13 protein-coding genes are annotated in these 17,199 nt (G+C 69.4%); all 13 read left to right on the forward strand.

The window, feature by feature from the left end; all coding sequences use genetic code 11:
• Positions 1 to 339 precede the first annotated feature (339 nt).
• Positions 340 to 897: a ribosome recycling factor gene (gene frr, locus H570_RS0114760; RefSeq protein ID WP_027081411.1), complete on the forward strand. Its 558-nt coding sequence runs from the start codon at positions 340 to 342 to the stop codon at positions 895 to 897.
• Positions 898 to 1,030: 133 nt separating this feature from the next.
• Positions 1,031 to 1,762, forward strand: a complete 732-nt coding sequence (gene uppS, locus H570_RS0114765) for a polyprenyl diphosphate synthase (protein WP_027081412.1) — start codon at positions 1,031 to 1,033, stop codon at positions 1,760 to 1,762.
• Positions 1,759 to 2,616 (forward strand): phosphatidate cytidylyltransferase, encoded by an 858-nt coding sequence (locus H570_RS0114770; protein ID WP_027081413.1) that lies wholly within the window; start codon positions 1,759 to 1,761, stop codon positions 2,614 to 2,616. The genes uppS and H570_RS0114770 overlap by 4 nt, the downstream gene beginning before the upstream one ends.
• Before the next feature lie 16 nt (positions 2,617 to 2,632).
• The gene (dxr, locus tag H570_RS0114775; RefSeq protein WP_036136458.1) at positions 2,633 to 3,886 is read left to right on the forward strand and encodes a 1-deoxy-D-xylulose-5-phosphate reductoisomerase; all 1,254 of its coding nucleotides are present in this window, start codon (positions 2,633 to 2,635) and stop codon (positions 3,884 to 3,886) included.
• 24 nt (positions 3,887 to 3,910) lie between these two features.
• Positions 3,911 to 5,275, forward strand: a complete 1,365-nt coding sequence (gene rseP / locus H570_RS0114780; protein ID WP_027081415.1) for an RIP metalloprotease RseP — start codon at positions 3,911 to 3,913, stop codon at positions 5,273 to 5,275.
• 61 nt (positions 5,276 to 5,336) lie between these two features.
• A complete protein-coding gene (gene bamA / locus H570_RS0114785) occupies positions 5,337 to 7,868 on the forward strand; it encodes an outer membrane protein assembly factor BamA (RefSeq protein ID WP_027081416.1) in 2,532 nt (843 codons plus the stop codon).
• Positions 7,869 to 7,890: 22 nt separating this feature from the next.
• Positions 7,891 to 8,925 (forward strand): UDP-3-O-(3-hydroxymyristoyl)glucosamine N-acyltransferase, encoded by a 1,035-nt coding sequence (lpxD, locus tag H570_RS0114790; RefSeq protein ID WP_027081417.1) that lies wholly within the window; start codon positions 7,891 to 7,893, stop codon positions 8,923 to 8,925.
• Positions 8,925 to 9,380, forward strand: coding sequence for a 3-hydroxyacyl-ACP dehydratase FabZ (fabZ, locus tag H570_RS0114795; protein ID WP_027081418.1), 456 nt, complete (start codon positions 8,925 to 8,927; stop codon positions 9,378 to 9,380). The genes lpxD and fabZ overlap by 1 nt, the downstream gene beginning before the upstream one ends.
• Before the next feature lies 1 nt (position 9,381).
• On the forward strand, positions 9,382 to 10,167 hold the full coding sequence (lpxA, locus tag H570_RS0114800; RefSeq protein ID WP_027081419.1) for an acyl-ACP--UDP-N-acetylglucosamine O-acyltransferase: 786 nt from the start codon (positions 9,382 to 9,384) through the stop codon (positions 10,165 to 10,167).
• A gap of 83 nt (positions 10,168 to 10,250) precedes the next feature.
• Positions 10,251 to 11,468 (forward strand): lipid-A-disaccharide synthase, encoded by a 1,218-nt coding sequence (gene lpxB / locus H570_RS0114805; RefSeq protein ID WP_027081420.1) that lies wholly within the window; start codon positions 10,251 to 10,253, stop codon positions 11,466 to 11,468.
• 75 nt (positions 11,469 to 11,543) lie between these two features.
• Entirely contained in the window at positions 11,544 to 12,206 is a 663-nt protein-coding gene (locus H570_RS17790) for a ribonuclease HII (RefSeq protein ID WP_036136461.1), read from the forward strand.
• A gap of 228 nt (positions 12,207 to 12,434) precedes the next feature.
• On the forward strand, positions 12,435 to 16,037 hold the full coding sequence (gene dnaE / locus H570_RS0114815; protein WP_027081421.1) for a DNA polymerase III subunit alpha: 3,603 nt from the start codon (positions 12,435 to 12,437) through the stop codon (positions 16,035 to 16,037).
• Between the two features lie 145 nt (positions 16,038 to 16,182).
• Positions 16,183 to 17,142 (forward strand): acetyl-CoA carboxylase carboxyltransferase subunit alpha, encoded by a 960-nt coding sequence (locus H570_RS0114820; protein WP_027081422.1) that lies wholly within the window; start codon positions 16,183 to 16,185, stop codon positions 17,140 to 17,142.
• Positions 17,143 to 17,199: the final 57 nt, after the last annotated feature.

Below are 17,199 nucleotides of genomic sequence, written 5' to 3' on the forward strand. Positions count from 1 at the left end.
GCGGCTGAAGCCGTTCATGCGCGGGCCTGTCCGGCCAGGCGGGTTCGCCGCGTTGCGAAGCGGAATTTCGTCGACGCCATCCCTGCCGCAGCAACGCTGCCCCGGGCACGCCCAGTCCGGCAATCCAAGGCCCGGCCTTCAGCGGCGCACGAACCTCCGGTTCGGAACACTGCGAATCGCGATCTCGTTGCCGGCATCCATGGCACAACAACGCTGGCCCCGGACCCCCCGTCCCGGCCATCCATGGCCTCGCATTCGGCCGCGCACGCACCTCCGGTTCGTGAACGCGCTGCCTCACCCCCTATAATCCCGCGATTAAGCAATCGACCGGAGCCGGCCATGATCGACGACATCAAGAAGGATGCGCAGACCCGCATGCACAAGAGCGTGGAAGCGCTGCGCCACGACCTGACCAAGGTCCGCACCGGCCGCGCCTCCACCGCCCTGGTCGACCACCTGAAGGTCAACTACTACGGCTCGGACATGCCGCTGACCCAGGTCGCCAGCGTCACCGTGGCCGATGCGCGCTCGCTGGTCATCACGCCGTGGGAGAAGCAGATGGTCGCGCCGGTCGAAAAGGCGATCCTCGCCTCCGACCTCGGCCTGAACCCGACCACCGCCGGCACCGTCATCCGGATCAACCTGCCCGCCCTCACCGAGGAGCGCCGCAAGGAGCTGAGCAAGCTGGTCCACAACGAGGGCGAGAACACCAAGGTCGCGATCCGCAACATCCGCCGCGACGCGATCGGGCAGGTCAAGGAACTGCTGAAGGAAAAGCTCATTTCCGAGGACGAAGAGCGCCGCAGCGGCGACGAAATCCAGAAGCTCACCGACAAGGGCATCAAGGACGTCGACGAAGTGGTCAAGGCCAAGGAACAGGAATTGATGGCGGTATGAGCACCCGGGATTGGGGATTCGGGATTGGGGATTCGGGAGAGCGTAAGCATCCGGTTTCCCGGCGCGGCGTCAGCGCACGCGTTTCCCTGCTTTTCCAGATCCCCGATCCCCAGTCCCGAATCCCGGCCTCCAAATGACCATCCCCCGGCACCTGGCCGTCATCATGGACGGCAACGGCCGCTGGGCGGCACGGCGGCGGCGGCCGCGCGTCATCGGCCACCGCGCCGGCGCGCGCGCGGTGAACCTGTGCATCGATTTCTGCCTCGAACGCGGCATCGCCGCGCTGACCCTGTTCGCCTTTTCCAGTGAAAACTGGGGCCGGCCCGAGGAAGAAGTCGGCGCGCTGATGAAGCTGTTTCTCAACGCGCTCGATCGCGAGGTCGTCGAACTGCACCGCCGTGGCGTGCGGGTGCGCTTCATCGGCGAGCGCGAGCGCTTCGGCGCGCAGATCCGCGAGCGCATGGAATCGGCCGAAGCGCAGACCGCGGGCAACACGCGGCTGGCGCTGAACATCGCCGCCAGCTACGGCGGCCGCCAGGACATCGCCGCCGCCGCGCGGGCGCTGGCCCGGGACGTCGCCGAGGGACGGCTGGAGCCCGAGGACATCGACGAGGCCGCGTTCGCATCGCGCGTGGCCCTGGCCGACCTGCCGCCGCCGGACCTGTTCATCCGCACCGGCGGCGACATGCGCATCAGCAATTTCCTGCTGTGGCAGCTCGCCTATACCGAACTGTGGTTCACCGATACCCTGTGGCCCGAGCTTGACGCCGCCACCCTGGCGCGCGCGCTCGACGATTTCGCCGGGCGCGAGCGCCGTTTCGGCCTGACCGGCGAACAAGCCGCCGCCCTGGAGACGCCTGCATGACCCGCACCCGCGTGATCGCCGCCCTGCTGATGGCACCTCTGGCGATCCTGGCGATCCTGTTCCTGCCCACGCCGTGGATGGCGGCGCTGGCCGCGATCGTGTTCCTGGCCGGTCTGTGGGAATGGCTCAAGCTCGCCGAGGTCGAGGACAGCCTGCACCGCACCATCCTGCTGCTGCTGAACCTGCTGCTGATGGTGCTGATGGTGTGGGCGGCGCAGGGGTCGTTCGTGCTGTTGCAGATCGTCGCGGTGATCGGCGTCGGCTGGTGGCTGCTGGCGCTGCTGTGGCTGCGCTTCTACGACTTCGCGTCCGACCACGACACCCATGCCCGCGCGTTCAAGATCGCCGCCGGCACGCTGGCGACGCTGTCGGCCTGGTGCGCGCTGGTGCTGATCCACGGCGACCAGCCGGTGCAGGGCGATCCGTCCCTGGGTCATCGCTGGCTGCTGGCCGCGCTGGCGATCGTCTGGGCCGCCGATTCGGGCGCGTATTTCGCCGGCCGCCAGTTCGGCGGCAAGCTGTTCAAGGGCCGCAAGCTGGCGCCCCGGATCAGCCCCAACAAGACGATCGAAGGCCTGCTGGGCGGGCTGGTGGCCGGCGTAGCCACTGGCCTGGTGTTCGGCTGGCTGGCCGGCGCAGGCACCTCGCAACTGCCGGCGCTGGCGCTGGTCGCGGTGGTGACGGTGCTGTTCTCGGTGGTCGGCGACCTGTTCGAAAGCCTGCTCAAGCGCCACGTCGGCGCCAAGGACTCGGGCAACGTGATCCCCGGGCACGGCGGCGTCCTCGACCGCCTCGACGGCGTGCTCGCGGCGCTGCCGGTGTTCCTGCTCGGCAAGGAACTGCTGGGCTTCTGACGTGCCGGCTTCCAGCATGCAATCCGTCGCCGTCCTCGGCGCCACCGGTTCGATCGGCACGTCCGCGCTGGACGTGGTCGCGCGCCATCCCGGGCGCCTGCGCGCCTCGGTGCTGGCCGCCGGCCGCAACGTCGACGCCCTGCTCGACCTGTGCCGCACGCACCGGCCCGACCACGCGGCGATCGCCGACCCCGAAAGTTACGCGGCGCTGCGCGACGGCCTCGCCGCCGCAGGCCTGCGGACGCAGGCGCATGCGGGCATGGACGCCATCACCGACCTTGCCGCCGGCGATGCCTGCCAGACTGTGGTCGCTGCCATCGTCGGCGCCGCCGGGCTGGATTCGACCCTGGCCGCGGCACGCGCGGGCAAGCGCCTGCTCCTGGCCAACAAGGAGTCGCTGGTGCTGGCCGGCGAGCTGCTCATGGCCGCCGCCCGCGACGGCGGCGCCTGCATCGTGCCGATCGACAGCGAGCACAACGCGATCTTCCAGTGCCTGAGCGGCCGGGATGACCAGCCTTCGGCTGTTGGAAAGCGCCCGGGATCGGGGATGACCAGCCATTCGGCTGTTGAAAGGCGGGATACGGAAACCGGGCACCAGGACGTGCGGCGGATCGTGCTGACGGCCTCGGGCGGGCCGTTCCGCGGCCGCAACCGCGCGCAGCTGGCCGGCGTGACCCCGGCACAGGCCATCGCGCATCCGAAGTGGTCGATGGGGCCGAAGATTTCGGTCGATTCGGCCACGCTGATGAACAAGGGCCTGGAAGTCATCGAGGCCCACCACCTGTTCGGCCTGCCCGGCGCGCGCATCGACGTGCTGGTACATCCGCAAAGCCTGGTGCATTCGCTGGTCGAGTTCATCGATGGTTCGACCCTCGCCCAGCTGGGCCTGCCCGACATGCGCACCGCGCTGGCGGTGGGCTTCGGCTGGCCGCGGCGGATCGAATCCGGGGTCGCGGGACTCGACCTGCTGGCGCATGGGCGGCTGGACTTCGAGCCACCGGACACCGATGCGTTCCCGTGCCTGCGCCTGGCCTACGCGGCGCTGGCGGCCGGCGGCACCGCACCCGCGACCCTCAACGCCGCCAACGAAGTCGCGGTTTCATCGTTTCTTCAGGGGCGGATCGGTTTCCTGTCCATTCCCGCGCTTGTCGAACAGACGCTGGCGGCGCTGCCCGCGGCGCCGGCCGCCTCTCTCGACGCGCTGCGCGACGCGGATGCCCGCGCCCGCGCGCATGCCACCCAGTTGTCCTCGCGCATCACTGCCACCTGACCCAGCCCGCATGAGCCAAGCAGCATGAGCACCCTCGTTGGATCCCTGTGGTGGTTCGTCATCAGCCTGGGCCTGCTGGTGACATTCCACGAGTTCGGCCACTACTGGGTCGCGCGCCGCAACGGGGTCAAGGTGCTGCGCTTCTCGGTCGGCTTCGGCAAGGCGCTGTGGTCGCGCCGCGGCCGCGATGGCACCGAGTACGTGATCGCTGCGATCCCGCTGGGCGGCTACGTGAAGATGCTCGACGAGCGCGAGGCCGACGTCGACCCGGCCGAAGCCGACCAGGCCTTCAACCGCAAGTCGGTCTGGCGCAGGATCGCGATAGTAATTGCCGGCCCGGCGGCCAACCTGCTGCTGTGCGTGCTGCTGCTGTGGGCGATGTTCGTGGTGGGCCGGCCCGGCTATGCGCCAGTGGTCGGCCACGTCGACGGCATCGCAGCGGCCGCCGGGCTGCAGCGCGACGACACCGTGCTGGCGGTCGGCGGCCGTACCACCCAGACCTGGGACGGCGTGCAGATGGCGCTGCTGCCGTTCGCGCTCGACCGCCAGGACGTCGACCTGCGCGTGCGCGATGCCAACGGCCACGAGCGCGTGCGCGACCTGAAGCTTTCCGCCCTGCCCGATGGCCTGGACGAACGCAGCGTGCTGTCCGGCATCGGCCTGACCGCGCAACAGGCGCTGCTGCCGCCGGTGGTGGGCACGGTCCGGCCCGACACCCCGGCGTGGGGCGTGCTGGCCGAGAACGACCGCATCACCGCCATCGACGGCGAGCCGGTGCGCGCATTCGACGACATCGGCCCGATGATCCAGCGGCTCGGCCGCCAGGGCGGCGAGGCGATGGTCGAGGTCGAACGCGAAGGCGAGCGCCTGGCCCTTCCGGTCACTCCACGGCTGTCGTCCGCGGCCGGGCGCGGCGATTTCTGGATGCTCGGCATCGAACCGGTCCGGCGCAGCGAACTGCCGCCGAAGGACGCCGCGGAGCAGTACGGCCCGCTGGAGGCGGTCCCGGCCGCGCTGCGCGAGATGCGCTACCAGACCGTGCAGCTGTTCGAAATGGTGGGCCGGGTCTTCTCCGGCCGCGTGTCGGTGCAAAACTCCGTGGCCGGGCCGATCACCATCGCGCGCGCCGCCAATACCTATGCCCAGCAAGGCCTGGCGTGGTACCTGACCATCCTGGCGCTGCTGTCGCTGAGCCTGGGCATCCTCAACCTGCTGCCGATCCCGCTCTTGGACGGTGGTCACCTGTTGTATTACCTTATCGAGTTGGTCAAGGGCAGCCCGTTAAGCGAGCGTGCGATGGCCGCAGGGCAGTATGTCGGCCTTGCCCTGCTGGCGGGGCTGATGGGTCTGGCGTTCTACAACGACATCCTGAACAACTTCGTGCGGTAGCTGTCCAACCCGGCCTTGCCCTGCTTTCCCGGGGCGCCGACCCCCACCTGGATCCGATTTGATGACGCGTACCCCTACCCGCCGCCTGCTTGTCCTTGCCCTCGCCACGGCCGCCGCAGCGCCTGCCGCCTGGGCCCAGCAGGCGGTCGATCCGCAGGCCGCCTTCGGTATCAAGCCTTCGCCCGCCGCCGCGCCCGACAGCAGCTTCGCCCCCGCGCCGGACGGCAACTTCACCGTCAGCGACATCCGCGTCGACGGCCTGCAGCGCATCGGCGCGGGCACCGTCTTCACCTACCTGCCGATCGAGCGCGGCGACAGCATCGACTCGTCGCGCATCGCCCAGGCGATCCGCGCGCTGTACAAGACCGGCTTCTTCGAAGACGTGAGGATGGGGCGCCAGGGCGACATCCTGGTGATCACCGTGGTCGAACGCCCGGCGATCAACAAGCTCACCGTCACCGGCAACAAGGACATCAGGGAAGAGGAACTGCTCAAGGGCCTGTCCGACATCGGCCTGTCCGAAGGCCAGACGTTCGACCGCCTCAGCCTGGACCGGGTGACCCAGGAACTCACCAAGCAGTACAACAACCGCGGCAAGTACAACGTCGAGATCGCGCCCACGGTCAACAAGCTCGACCGCAACCGCGTCGACGTCACCCTGACGATCAAGGAAGGCAAGGCGGCCAAGATCCGCCACATCAACCTGATCGGCAACGAGACCTTCGAGCAGGAAGACCTCACCGATTCGTGGGAATCGGCCGAGAGCAACTGGCTGAGCTGGTACCGGCGCGACGACCAGTACTCGCGCGAGAAACTCTCCGGCGACCTGGAGAAGCTCAACAACTACTACCTCGACCGCGGCTACGTCGACTTCAGCGTCGACAGCACCCAGGTCGCGATCAGTCCCGACAAGCGCGACATGTTCCTGACCATGGGCCTGACCGAGGGCGAGATCTACAAGGTGTCCTCGGTGGAACTCACCGGCGACACCGTGCTGCCGAAGGAAAGCGTCGAGCGCATGGTGCTGGTCAAGGAGGGCCAGATCTTCTCGCGCGCGCTGCTCGAACTGACCTCCAACTCGATCGTCGCCACCCTGGGCAACATCGGCTACGCCTTCGCGCAGGTGAACCCGATCCCGGACATCGACCGCGAGAAGCGCACCGTCGCGATCAAGCTGCAGGTGGTGCCAGGCCCGCGCGTCAACGTGCGCCGCATCGTGTTCAAGGGCAACACGCGCACCTCCGACGAGGTCATGCGCCGCGAGATGCGCCAGTTCGAAGGCGCCTGGTACTCGCAGGTCGCGATCGACCGCTCCAAGGTGCGCCTGCAGCGCCTGGGCTTCTTCGAGCCCGGCAGCGTGGACGTCAAGACCGAACCGGTCGCGGGCACCGCCGACCAGGTCGACGTGGTGTTCAACGTCAAGGAGACCACCTCCGGCAGTTTCGTCTTCGGCCTGGGCTATTCGCAGCTGTCCGGCGTCACCACCTCGATCCAGCTGTCGCAGAACAACTTCCTGGGCAGCGGCAACCGGGTCTCGGTGGAAGCCCAGCGCAACGTCTACCTGCAGCGCTACTCGTTCTCGTTCCTCAACCCCTATTTCACCGACGGCGGCCTGTCGCTGGGCTACAACCTGTGGTGGCGCGAGTTCGACAACTCCGAGTTCAACACCGCGCAGTACTCCTCGACCAGCGCCGCCGGCCAGATGGTGCTCGGCATCCCGATCACCGAGTCGGACACGGTCAGCGCCGTGGTCGGCATCGACCGCAACCAGATCTACACCTACCGCGGCTCGACCCCGGACAGCATCGTCGACTACATCGACGCGCTGGGCACCCGCACGTTCCACTCATGGCGCAGCGAGCTGGCGTGGGCGCGCGACACCCGCAACGACTACCTGCAGCCGACCCGCGGCACGCTGCAGCGCGTGTCGCTGGAAACCACCCTGCCCGGCTCCACGGTGCAGTTCTACAAGCTCAACTACGAGTTTTCGAAGTACTGGCCGATCTCGCGCGCGCTGGTGCTCAACACCCGCATCGACCTGGGCTACGGCGACAGCTACGGCTCCGACGCGGTGCGCGTGTTCTGCCAGACCAACCCCGGCCAGCCCCCGGTCCCGCCCACGGCCCCGTCCGGAATGGACATGGCCGCGGCGCAGGCCGACTGCGCGCCGGGCTCGAGCTACAACAAGACCCTGGTCGCCACCGGCCTGCCGTTCTTCGAGAACTTCTACGCCGGCGGCGCGCGTTCGGTGCGCGGCTTCCGCGACAACACGCTGGGTCCGCGCGAGGCCGCGTCCGGCAGCACCTACCTGCAGCCGCTGGGCGGCGCGGTGAAGACGGTCGGCTCGCTGGAAATGTTCTTCCCCACGCTGTTCGACAGCCCGGCGGCGCGCATCTCCGCGTTCGTCGACTTCGGCAACGTGTTCAAGAACGTCGACAGCGTGGAAGCCAGCGAGATGCGCGTCTCCACCGGCGTCGCGCTGATGTGGCGTGCGCCGGTCGGCCCGATCTCGATCAGCTACGCGTTCCCGCTGCGCAAGGGCGACGACGACGAGCTCGAACGCCTGCAGTTCACCTTCGGCGGCGCGTTCTAGCGCCGCGCGGGAGCTGCAGCCCATGACCGGGCCGTCCTACTCCGTGGCCGAGATCGCCGCGCGCTTCGGGCTGGAAACGCGCGGCGACGCAGCCACCAGGATTTCTTCCGTGGCCACGCTGGCGCGTGCCGGCGCTGGCCAGCTCGCGTTCCTGGCCAACCCGCGCTACCGCAGCCAGCTCGCCGACTCGGCCGCCGCGGCCGTGGTCATGCGCGCGGCAGACGCCGAAGGACATGCCGGCACGGCACTGGTCGCCGCCGACCCGTACGTGGCGTTCGCGAAAATCGCCGCGCTGTTCGATCCGCCGCCGCCGCTGCAGCCGGGCGTGCATGCCAGCGCGGTGGTCGACGCCAGCGCGCGGATCGACCCGCAGGCGCAGGTCGGCCCGTTCACCAGCATCGGCGAGCGTTCGCGCATCGCCGCCGGCGCCGTGATCGGGCCGGGCTGCGTGATCGGCGACGACTGCGTGGTCGGCGAGGGCTGCGTGCTGGTCGCGCGGGTGACCCTGGTGCGCCGGGTCCGGCTCGGCCAGCGCGTGCTGGTCCATCCCGGCGCGGTGCTCGGCGCCGACGGCTTCGGCCTGGCGATGGACGCCGGGCGCTGGATCAAGGTGCCGCAGCAGGGCGGCGTGGTGGTCGGCGACGACTGCGAGATCGGCGCCAACACCACCATCGACCGCGGCGCGATCGAGGACACCGTGCTCGGCGAGGACGTGCGCCTCGACAACCAGATCCAGATCGGCCACAACGTGCGCATCGGTGCGCACACCGCGATGGCCGGCTGCGCCGCGGTGGCCGGCAGCGCCACCATCGGCAGCTACTGCCTGGTCGGCGGCGCGGCCGGCATCCTCGGCCACCTCGAAGTCTGCGACCGGGTGATGATCACCGCGATGAGCCTGGTCACCAGCTCGATCCACGAGCCGGGAGAGTATTCTTCCGGCACCCCGCTGATGCCCAATCGCGAATGGCGCAGGAACGCCGCGCGCTTCCGGCAGCTCGATACACTGGCGCGCAGGGTCAACGCCCAAGGCAAACCCGCGCGCGACAAGGAGGATTGATGTCCGCACCCGTGACCATGCCGGTCGAAATCGCCGAAATCCGGCGGATGCTGCCGCATCGCTATCCGTTCCTGCTGATCGACCGCATCGTCGAGTTCGAATCGGGCAAGCGCGTGCTGGGCTACAAGAACGTCAGCGCCAACGAAGGATTCTTCCAGGGGCACTTCCCGGTCAAGCCGGTGATGCCCGGCGTGCTGGTGATCGAGGCGCTGGCGCAGGCCGGTGGCGTGCTCAGCCAGCTGTCCCACGGCGGCAGCGCCGAAGGCCGGCTGTCGTACCTGGTCAAGATCGACAACGCCAGGTTCTCGCACATGGTCGTGCCTGGTGACCGGCTCGACCTCGACGTGACGATCAAGCGCGAGATCCGCAACATGACCCAGTACTCCGGCATCGCCAGCGTCGCGGGCCAGCAGGTGGCCAGCGCCGACATCCTCTGCGCCGAGGTCAGGAGCTGACGTGGCGGAGGCTTCCGTCCATCCCGCTGCGGCCATCGATCCGTCTGCGCGGATCGGCAGCGGCGTCGAGATCGGCGCCTTCACCGTCATCGGCGCCGGAGTCGAGATCGGCGACGGCACCCGCATCGGCCCGCATTGCAGCATCCACGGTCCCACCCGCATCGGCCGCGACAACCGCATCCACGGCCACGCCGCGATCGGCGGCGATCCGCAGGACAAGAAGTACGGCGGCGAGCGCGTCGAACTGGTGATCGGCGACGGCAACGTGATCCGCGAGTTCGTCACCATCAATCGCGGCACCGCGGGCGGTGGCGGGGTGACGCGGATCGGCGACGACAACTGGCTGCTGGCCTATACCCACGTCGCCCACGACTGCCAGGTCGGCAGCCACTGCGTGTTCTCCAACAACTCCACCCTCGCCGGCCACGTCGAGATCGGCGACTGGGTGATCATGAGCGGGTTCGCCGGCATCCACCAGTTCTGCCGCATCGGCGCGCACGCCTTCATCGGCATGGGTGCGCTGGTCAACGGCGACGTGCCGCCGTACCTGATGGTTGCATCCGAAGACTACGGCCGGCCGCGCGGGATCAACAGCGAGGGCCTCAAGCGCCGCGGCTTCGACGCCGACCGCATCGCCGCAATCAAGCGCGCGTATCGCGCCGTGTACGTCGCCGGCGGCAGCCTGGCCGATGCCAGGCAGAAGCTCGCGGAAATGGCCGCCGGCAGCGACGACGTGCGCGCGTTCCTGGATTTCATCGAGGGCGGCGAGCGACCGCTGGCGCGGTGAGGGCGCGGATTCGCGGAAGCCGCGCTCGATGCCGGGTACGGCGCCTGGCAGTCTGCGGCAGAATGTAGCGGCACCCGGCAGCCTTGGCCCTCGACTTGCCGAATCCCGAATCCCGAATCCCGGATCCCGCGCCGAAGCGCTTCGTCCTGTGCGCCGGCGAGGCGTCCGGCGACCTGCTCGGCGCCGGACTGATCGAACAGTTGCGCGCACGCTTTCCCGATGCCCGGTTCGCCGGCATCGGCGGCGACGCGATGCGTGCAGCAGGTTTCGACGCCTGGCACGACGCGCAGGAACTGGCAGTGATGGGATTCGCCGAAATCCTCGCGCACCTGCCGCGGCTGTTGAAGCTGCGCAGCGCCTTCCGCAAGCGCGTGCTGGACTGGAAGCCGGACGCCTTCATCGGCATCGACGCGCCCGACTTCAACCTCGGCGTCGAGCGTTGGCTCAAGCAGCGCGGCGTGAGCACCGTGCACTACGTCAGCCCGTCGGTCTGGGCGTGGCGCGAGAAGCGTGCGGAAAAGATCGGCCAAAGCGCGGACCGCGTGCTGTGCCTGTTCCCGATGGAGCCGCCGATCTACGCCCGCCACGGCGTCGACGCGCGCTTCGTCGGCCATCCGTTGGCCGACACGATGCCGCTGGACCCGGATCGCGATGCTGCGCGCGCCGAGTTTGGCCTGCCCGCCGATGCGCCGGTGCTGGCGCTGCTGCCCGGTTCGCGACTGGGCGAGATCGCACGCCTGGGCAAACCATTCCTCGAAGCCGCGGCCCGCGTCGCGCGCGAGATCCCCACGCTGCAGGTGCTGGTGCCCGCGGCCAACGCGGCGTGTCGGCAGGCGATCGAGCGCCTGCTCGCCGATCCGGGCCTTGCCGCGACCAGCCTGCACTTGCTCGACGGCCGCGCGCGCACGGCCATGGTCGCGGCCGACGTGGTGCTGCTCGCGTCCGGCACCGCGACGCTCGAGGCGATGCTGGCCAAGCGTCCGATGGTGGTCGGCTACCGCATCGCCCCGCTCACCTACGCGATCGTCAAGGGTTTGGGGATGCTGAAGGTCGATCGCTACGCGCTGCCGAACGTGCTGGCCGGCGCCGACCTCGCGCCGGAACTGATGCAGGCCGACTGCACGCCCGACAGGCTCGCCGAAGCCGTGCTGGGCTGGTTCCGCAATCCCGATTCGATGGCCTCGCTGCAGGCGCGTTATCGCGGGATCCACCTGGAACTGCGCCAGGACGCCTCGTCACGGGCCGCGGAGGCGGTTGCGGGACTCATCGCCAGCCCGACGCCAAACAACCAGCCCGGATAGCCGCGGCAAGCGCCGGCCTTCCTCCGCTTTCCGCGGCAACTGAAGCGCGCGTCGCGGGCGCGGCATAATCGCGCCATGCCTGCGACACCCGACAGCATCGTTTCGCCCGCCAGCGCCGCCGTCGCCGGCCCGCACATCGCCGGCGTCGACGAAGCCGGCCGCGGCCCACTGGCCGGTCCGGTCGTCGTCGCCGCGGTGGTGTTCGCCCCAGGACGCACGCCGGTCAACGGCCTGGACGACTCCAAGCAGCTCACCGGCGCGCGGCGCGAAGCGCTGTACCCGCGCATCGTCGAACGCGCGCTGGCGTGGAAGATCGTCTTCGTCGAAGTCGAGGAGATCGACCGGGTCAACATCTTCCAGGCCACGATGCTCGGCATGCGGCGCGCGCTGGAAGGCGTGCTGTCCGCACTCGACGGCCAGGAATGCCTGGCCCGCATCGACGGCAACCACCTGCCACGCCCGCTGCCCTGCGCGGCCGAGGCCTGGATCGGCGGCGACGCGCGCGACCGTTCGATCATGGCCGCCTCGATCCTCGCCAAGGTCGCGCGCGACCGCTTCATGCGCGAACTGCATGGAACCTGGCCGCAGTACGGTTTCGACCTGCACAAAGGGTATTCCACGCCGGCGCACCTGGCCGCGCTGCGCAGCCACGGCCCCTGCCCGCAGCACCGGCGCAGCTTCGCGCCGGTCCGCGCCTGCGCGCAGGCGTCGCTGATCCCGGAACCCGGTCCGGCATAGCGCCGTCGGGGCGGCTTTCCGTCACCAGCCACGCCGTGGTGCGCGCGCGGCGTGTCAAGCCTTGTCCCTGCCGCGCCCCCGGCCTAACCTGCCTGCATCCGTTTGATGTCGATGTTTCCCATGGCGCAGTCCCATCGGTCCCGGTCCTCCCGGTGCGGCCTCTCCGGCCGCGCGCGCGGCTCGGGGCGTGCTGCCCGCGCCTGCGCCTGCCCGGCGCACTGCTGACCCATGCCACGCTTCGCCCACCTCCACCTGCACAGCGAATACTCGCTCGCCGACTCGACGATCCGGATCCCGGAGCTGGTCGCGCGCTGCGTTGCGCTCGGGCAGCCGGCGGTGGCGATCACCGACCGCAACAACCTGTTCGCGCTGGTCAAGTTCTATCGCGCCGCCGAGGCCAAGGGGATCAAGCCGATCGCCGGCGCCGACGTGTTCATCGCCGAGGGCGACGAAGCCCCCTCGCGGCTGACCCTGCTCTGCCGCGACCATGCCGGCTACCTGACCCTGTCGCGGCTGCTCACGCAGGCGTGGATGGAAGGCCAGCGCCACGACGGCGTGGTGCTGCGCCCGCAGTGGCTGGCATCGAACAACGGCGGCCTGTTCGCGATCGCCGGGCGCCACGCCCAGGCCGGGCAACTCGCCGATGGCGGTCGCCACGACCTCGCCGAACAGGCGCTGGCCGGCCTGCAGCGCCAGTTCGGCGACCGCCTGCACCTGGAACTCACCCGCTGCGGCCTCGACGGCGAACAGGCGTTCAACGATTTCGCCCTGCACGCGTCGAGCAAGCTCGGCATCCCGGTGCTGGCCAGCAACGACGTGCGCTTCCTTGCACCCGAAGGCTTCGACGCGCACGAGGCGCGCGTGTGCATCGCGTCGGGGCGCGTGCTCGACGACCCGCGCCGGCCGCACGACTACGGCAAACAGCAGTACCTCAAATCCAGCGACGAGATGTCGGCGCTGTTCGACGACGTGCCCGACGCGATCGACAACGCGCTGGCGCTGGCGCAGCGCTGCAACCTCGAGCTGCGGCTGGGCACCTATTACCTGCCGGCGTTCCCGGTGCCCTCGAACCATACGCTCGATTCGTGGATCCGCAGCGAGGCGCGCGACGGCCTCGCGCGGCGGCTGCAGACGCAGCCGCTTGCCGAGGGCCACGACCGCGGCAGTTACGCGGCACGCCTGGAAACCGAGCTCGACGTCATCATCAAGATGGGGTTTCCGGGCTACTTCCTGATCGTCGCGGACTTCATCAACTGGGCCAAGGACCACGGCATCCCGGTCGGGCCGGGACGCGGTTCCGGTGCCGGTTCGCTGGTGGCCTGGGCACTGGGCATCACCGACCTCGACCCGCTTCCGTACGACCTGCTGTTCGAGCGCTTCCTCAATCCCGAACGCGTGTCGATGCCCGACTTCGACATCGACTTCTGCATGGATCGCCGCGACGAGGTGATCGACTACGTCGCCGCCAAGTACGGCCGCGACCGCGTCAGCCAGATCATCACCTACGGCACCATGGCGGCCAAGGCGGTGGTGCGCGACACCGGCCGCGTGCTGGGCTTCCCGTACGGCTTCGTCGACGGCATCGCCAAGCTGATCCCGCTCACGCTCGGCATTTCGCTCGACGATGCACTGGGCCGTTCGGAGGCGGCGCAGAAGAATGCCGAGCTCGCCAGCAGCGAACTGATCGCCCGCTACAACGACGAGGACGACGTCCGCGACCTGCTCGACCTCGCCCTGCAGCTCGAAGACCTCACCCGCAATGCCGGCAAGCACGCCGGCGGCGTGGTGATCGCGCCGACCCCGCTGAGCGACTTCTGCCCGCTGTTCGCCGAACACGACGGCGACGGCCATGGCCGCAATCCGGTCACCCAGTTCGACAAGGACGACGTGGAAGCGGTGGGCCTGGTGAAGTTCGACTTCCTCGGCCTGCGCACGCTGACGATCATCGACTGGGCGGTGAAGGCGATCAACAAGCGGCGGGATTCGGGAGCCGGGACTCGGGATTCGGAAAAGCGAAACCCGGGCTCTTCCAATCCGCAATCCGCGATCCCCAGTCCGGCCGCCGGCCTCGACATCACCGCGATCCCGCTCGACGATCCGGCGACCTACGAACTGTTCGCGCGCGGCGACACGGTGGCGGTGTTCCAGTTCGAATCGCGCGGCATGCGCGAGCTGCTCAAGCGCGCCAGGCCCGACCGCTTCGACGACCTGATCGCCCTGGTCTCGCTGTACCGCCCGGGACCGATGGACCTGATCCCCGACTTCATTGAGCGCAAGCACGGCCGCGCCGAAGTGCAATACCCGCACCCGCTGCTCGAACCCGTGCTGGCGCCCACCTACGGCGTGGTGGTGTACCAGGAACAGGTGATGCAGACCGCGCAGATCCTGGCCGGCTACTCGCTCGGCGGCGCCGACCTGCTGCGCCGCGCGATGGGCAAGAAGAAGGTCGAGGAGATGGCCAAGGAGCGCGCCAAGTTCGAGGCCGGCGCGCTCGAGCACCACGGCATCGAGGCGCGCGTGGCCGGGCCGATCTTCGACCTGCTGGAGAAATTCGCCGGCTACGGCTTCAACAAGTCGCACGCCGCCGCCTACGCGCTGGTGTCGTACCAGACCGCGTGGCTCAAGACGCACCATCCGGCCGACTTCCTCGCCGCGGTGCTGTCGTCGGACATGGACAACACCGACAAGGTCGTGATGTTCCTCGACGAGGCGCGCGCGCTCGGGCTGACCGTGCTGCCGCCGGACGTCAACGCGTCGAACTACATGTTCGAGGCAATCGACGAAAGCACGATCCGCTATGGCCTGGGCGCGGTGAAGGGCGTGGGCCACGGTGCCTGCGAAGCGATCGCGGGCGAGCGCCGCGCGAACGGCCCCTACGACGACCTGCTCGATTTCTGCCAGCGCGTGGAAACGACGAAGTTGAACCGGCGCACGCTCGAGGCACTGGTCAACGCCGGCGCGCTCGACGCACTGGGTTCCAACCGGGCCACGCTGATGCTGCAGCTGCCGGAGGCGCTCAAGGCCACCGAACAGCTGGCACGCGAGCGCGAGGCCGGCCAGGTGTCGCTGTTTGGCGGGTTCGCCGAACCTGCCTCGCCGGGCCGCATCGAACTGCCCGAGGCCGACGAATGGCCGCTGGCACTGAAGCTCGCCGGTGAACGCGACACGCTCGGCCACTATCTCAGCGGCCATCCGCTCGACCCTTACCGCGACGAACTGTCGGCACTGGTCGGCAGCGACCTGGGCCAGCTCGACGCGCTGTGGGCCGCGGGCCAGGGCAACGGCGCGCAGAAGGAAGGCCGCAGCTGGCGCCCGGAGACCACCGCGATCATCGCCGGGCAGGTGACGGGCATGCGCAAGCGCGGCGACTCGCAGGCGTTCGTGCAGCTCGAGGACGGGCGCGGGCGCATCGAGTGCGCATTCTTTGCCGAGGCCTGGTTCGAGTACGCGCCGTTGCTCACCCGCGACCGCATCCTGATCGTCGAGGGCGGCCTGCGCGAAGACGAATTCAGCGGCGGCTTCTCGCTGCGCGCGCGGCGCTGCTGGGACTTCCAGCAGGCCTGCGAGCAAAGCGCCAAACGCCTGGCCCTGCGCCTGGACCTGCGCGTGCCCGGCGTGCTCGACCGCGTCGACGCCCTGCTGGCCAGCCATCGCCCCGGCGGCACGCCGCTGCGCTACGACCTGCTGCTGCCCGATGGCGCCGCCGGCACGCTCGACCTCAACGGCGGCCACTCGGTGCGCGTCGATGCCGACCTGCCCGGCCACCTGCGCGCGCAGCCCGGCGTGCGCGCGGTGAAGGTGGCGATGGGCAGCCGGCCGTGGGCGAGCTGATCCGCGAGCCGCCGCTTCGGCCCTGCCTGCCTTCGAGCGGAGGCGCCTGGACCCGCTGCTGGCGAGCCCCTCGACCCACACCCGCCCGTACGGCCCGAAACCCGGCATCCGCTAGACTGTCGTTTTTCCGCGCAGCGGCCCGTCGATGAACCCGAACTACCTCGACTTCGAACAGCCCATCGCCGACCTTGAGGCGAAGATCCAGGACCTGCGCCAGGCCAGCACCGGCCCCGCGGTCAACATCGACGCCGAACTGCACACCTTGCAGGACAAGCTGCGCCTGCGCACCGCGCAGATCTTCCGCGACCTCTCGCCGTGGCAGGTCTCGCAGCTGGCGCGCCATCCCGCGCGGCCGTACACCAACGACTACATCCGGGTGATCTGCGACGAGTTCCAGGAGCTGGCCGGCGACCGCGCCTACTCCGACGACGCCGCGATCGTCGGCGGACTTGGCCGCATCAACGGCCGCAGCGTGATGATCATCGGCCACCAGAAGGGCCGCGACACCAAGGCCAAGGTGCGCCGCAACTTCGGCATGCCGCGCCCGGAGGGCTACCGCAAGGCGCTGCGCCTGATGAAGATGGCCGAGCGCTTCCACCTGCCGCTGCTGACCTTCATCGACACCCCCGGCGCATACCCGGGCATCGGCGCGGAGGAGCGCGGCCAGTCCGAGGCGATCGCCCGCAACCTGATGGAGATGTCGGAGCTGAAGATCCCGATCGTGTGCACGGTGATCGGCGAAGGCGGCTCCGGCGGCGCGCTGGCGATCGGCGTCGGCGACCGCACGGTGATGCTCGAGTACAGCACCTACTCGGTGATCTCGCCCGAGGGCTGCGCGTCGATCCTGTGGAAGGACGCGGCCAAGGCGCGCGACGCCGCCGAGCAGTTGGGCCTCACCGCAAAACGCCTGCTCGAACTTGGCCTGATCGACAAGCTGGTGCGCGAGCCGATCGGCGGCGCCCACCGCAATCCGAAGCAGACCGCCACGCGACTGAAGGCGGTACTGCTCAACGAACTGGACGCGCTCGAAGCGCTGCCGATGGACGAACTGCTGGAGAAGCGTTACCGGCGACTGCGCGGATACGGGGCGTACGAGGCGGCCTGACCACAGCGGCAGCGGGCGAGGACGGCGGCAACTGCCCGCGCAGCAGGAAGACACGGT

Origin of the sequence: Luteimonas mephitis DSM 12574, from assembly GCF_000422305.1 — a bacterium.
In the GTDB taxonomy this organism is placed as follows: Bacteria; Pseudomonadota; Gammaproteobacteria; order Xanthomonadales; family Xanthomonadaceae; genus Luteimonas; species Luteimonas mephitis.